Here is a 3,554-nt window from a genome sequence, read left to right as displayed (position 1 = left end):
GAACACGGCGATGCGCCCGCGGTACAGCCGCAGGACCGGGATCCACCCGGTGTCGTGGCCGGCCAGGATCACCACTCGGATGCCCGCGTCGCGCAGCCGACGCACCCCCCACTCGAAATGTTCCGCGAGTTCGTCCGGGTCGTGGCCGGGACGCAGCACGTCGTTGCCACCCGCCAGCACCGTGACCAGGTCGGGCTTCCACTCCAGCGCTCGGTCGAGCTGTTCACCGAAGATGTGTTGCATCCGTCGGCCACGGACACCCAGATTGGCGTATCGGAAGTCCGGGGACAGGGTGCCCAGGTGTTCGGCGAGACGGTCCGCGAAACCCCGGTAGGTACCGCCCGGCCCACTGTCGTCTTCCATCCCCTCGGTGATGCTGTCACCGATGGCCACGTAGGACCGGATGAGCTCCGGTCTGTCCGTGGCATCGGCGGCAGGGGGATTCATCTCAAGGTCTGTCACGTCAACCAATCGTCCGGATCGACCGTTCCACGCCTGCCGAGCACCGGGGTGCGCGGTAACGGAAGTCTTGGTGGGGCGCGGTGTGCCGCCGGCCCGCGATGTCCGAGCACCGTGGCCCCGGGGGCGGTTGCGGCCACCCGGCCGAAGTGGGCGCTTCGGGCGAGAACAGTGCCCGTCCAGCATACCCGCGTCCGACATTCACATGTCGGATTCGGTCTGTTCGGCACCCGTCGGCACACCTCGTGTCCAGGGCACCTCGGTGCACCGTTCCCACGCGAACGGTCACGACCGCCACCCGTCGGCCACAGCTCTCGACACAACGTCCGACATGTCAGAGAAGAGCCGAATACCCCATATGATGTAGATCACAACCCGTGTCACGGTCCTGTCATGGATCTCCAGCACCGCGGTGATCACACACCGTGGCGAAACCTCACCGGAGACCAACGAAACGGATCGGGGCTACCCTTGTGCGCTCCGGCCACGTACGATCTCGTCAAGTGCTCACGGCTCCCCCGCCCCTCGGTCCGCCGTTTCCTCTCACGGCAGGGCCGGAGCGTTCTCAAGGGCCTGTCCCCCTCATGGCCCGAGGCGCGTACTGTGGTGCATCGAACCGAAGGCCCGTGCGGTTCCTCCTCAATTCACGTGCAGACACCAGGAGGTCGAGGTCCCCAGCGGATGAACGCCGTCTCTCCGATCTGCCTCGTCGACCTCGCACCCGCCCTGCGCTGGTCGAGGTCGCCGGACGTGGCATCCCTGCTCAGACACGACCGGCTGATCGACGGTTGGTGGCACTCCCTGCCCATCACCCGTGTTCTGGACATCGCCGGCCCTCCCTGGCTGGCTCACGGCCTGGCCCGGCTCGCGGTCGAACAGTGGGACCACGTACCCCTGACGGAGTTCCTGCCCAGCCTGCGCGACCAAGCGGTGGACTGTGCCGAACTCTCCGAACCCGTACGCGGGGCGGTCACGACCGCCGCCGGTAGCTGGGAAAAGCTCGTCGCGGCCACCCCTCGCGAGATCCTCGAGTGGGGACCGACCCAGTGTGGTGTACTCGACATCATCAGCACCGTCGCCTGGCGCGCCCTGCAGCCGTGCTGCGAACTGCCCGGCGGCCCCACGCCCTCCCCCGCTCTGATGTTGGAGGCCGTGCGCACCATCTCGCACTGGCTTCCCGAGTCCGCACCCGAACACGTGCGCAACGCGCTCGACTACCTCAACGTGGCCACCGGCGCGCACGACTCCCCCGGCTCCTCCCTGAACGGGTCCGACTCGACACCGCCGCAGTCCCCGGCCACACGGGCCATCCGGACCCTGCGCGCCCTACGTGCCCAGCGCGAGGGGGAACAGCCCGAGACCACCGACGTCCCCGCGGGAATGGCGCCGACTCCGAGCTCCGCACCGCCGCCTTCGCAGACTCCACTGGGCGGCATGGTGAGCTCGGCCGCGATGATCCCCGGTGACGCCGCCGAGGGCGCCCCGGAGGACCCCGAGAGCCAGAACGGTGTGGGCGACCTTCGTTCTCAGTTCCGCAGCTCCCTGCTGGGCCCTGGCCGCACCCTGCGTCGTCCCAGTTTCAGCCGTCCCAAACTGCGTCCCGAACAGCCCGAGGAACCTCCGGCCCCCGCCCTGGGCCGGCATCCCCTGGTGGACGCGGTCGAGGAGATGTTCCGCTCCTGGCCCGACCTGGAGCGGACGGTGGCCGCCGAACGACTCTTCGCCACCGACCCCATCAGCATCCGTGTGCTGTCGGAACAGATCGCGGTGGACGTCACCGAGATCCGCGGCGCCCAGCGCAAGGTGGAGGAGCGGCTGCTGCAGTGGCTGTCCTCCCCCGAGGGCGCCACCGTCACCAAGCACCTGCGCGAGCTGTCCGAACAGTTGGGTTCGGCGACCACCATCGACCGGCTCATCAACGCGCACCCCGACCACCCGGTGGACGTGCCCACCCTGCACACCCCGCTGTGGCGCGTGATCATCACCCTGTTCACCGACCGCCGTATGCACAACGGCTGGCTCATCGCCGACGACCCCAACCGACTGCGCTGGCAGACCCGGGAGATGCTCGGTGACGCGCCCGACCTGACCGAGGCCGGCATCCGGCTGGGGCGGATCGGCATCCGCCAACAGGAACTGCGCGCCTGGTTGCTGAGCACCCCGGGCGTGAACCTGCGCGAGGGCCGTGTCCTGGTGGACACCTCGGTGCCCATGGAGGCTCCGAGCGGCGATCACTCGCCCGAGGGTTCGGGCACCACCGAGAACGGCCTGCCGATCCGGCGTCGCCCGGAGGCCTCCGCCGAAGCCCCCGCGGAGGCTCCCACTCCGTCCCACGGGTACAGACCCGACTCGGGCGCGTTCCCACAGGTGGCACCGCCGTCCGCGCCGATGGCGCCCCCACCCGCGCAACAGCCTCCGATGGCGCCCCCGGCACCGATCCGTCAAGGTGCGAGCGAACCCGCGATGTCGGCCCGTTGCTTCCGCGCCCCGGACGGCCGCTGGTGGCACCGCATCGACATCACCGCCGACCATCTCAACGGCGCCCCGGTGGCCGTGCCCGCCGGGTACGCCACGCACCTGGGGCTGCAACCCGGACGTCTGCTGTGCCTGACCGCGCCCGGAGCGGACCTGCTGGTGCTGGTCTGGCGCGACCAGCCGGCCTTCGACTCGTTGCGCCCGCTGCTGCGCAGACAGGCCGCACAGCCCGGCGATCGCATCTTCATCACGGTCTCCGGCGACAGGTTGGACGCGCGCAAGCTCCCGGCGACCGACCTGAGCGGCCACTCCCCCTACGCTCGGGCGCTGCACCTGATCGGCTACACCGCCCCGGCCGCCACGGACGAGGCGCTCAAGGTCCTCTCCCGCAGGATCACCGACAACGGCGACGAGTCGCTGGCCGCCCCGCAGGCCCTGCTGGACGTACTGTCCCTGCGCGGTGACGACGACATCGCCGGGGAACTGCGTTCGGGCATGTTCGCCACGCACTGACGCCCACCGTCGACCACACGAGGCTCACGGACCGGACACCTTCCGGCCGTGGGCCTTCGTCGTGTTCGGCGTCTTCGCAGCTCTTTCACACCGACGTCGACGTGACA

The 3,554-nt window shown here is 69.7% G+C and carries 2 protein-coding genes; one reads left to right on the top strand and one right to left on the bottom strand.

Translation table 11 applies throughout. The features are described from left to right. Positions 1 to 447, bottom strand: a 447-nt coding sequence (locus K8V84_RS20475; protein WP_304077446.1) for an SGNH/GDSL hydrolase family protein, incomplete at its 3' end; no start/stop codon positions are given. A 693-nt stretch (positions 448 to 1,140) separates the two neighbouring features. On the opposite strand from K8V84_RS20475, the gene K8V84_RS20470 reads away from it, so the two are divergent. Beyond that, the gene (locus K8V84_RS20470; protein WP_304077443.1) at positions 1,141 to 3,447 is read left to right on the top strand and encodes a hypothetical protein; all 2,307 of its coding nucleotides are present in this window, start codon (positions 1,141 to 1,143) and stop codon (positions 3,445 to 3,447) included. Positions 3,448 to 3,554 lie beyond the last annotated feature (107 nt).

It is taken from the genome of Nocardiopsis listeri (genome assembly GCF_020741345.1).
Lineage (GTDB): Bacteria > Actinomycetota > Actinomycetes > Streptosporangiales > Streptosporangiaceae > Nocardiopsis > Nocardiopsis listeri_A.
The sequence above is the reverse complement of the archived record's forward strand: the minus strand, read 5'-3'. Positions and strand labels throughout refer to the sequence as shown.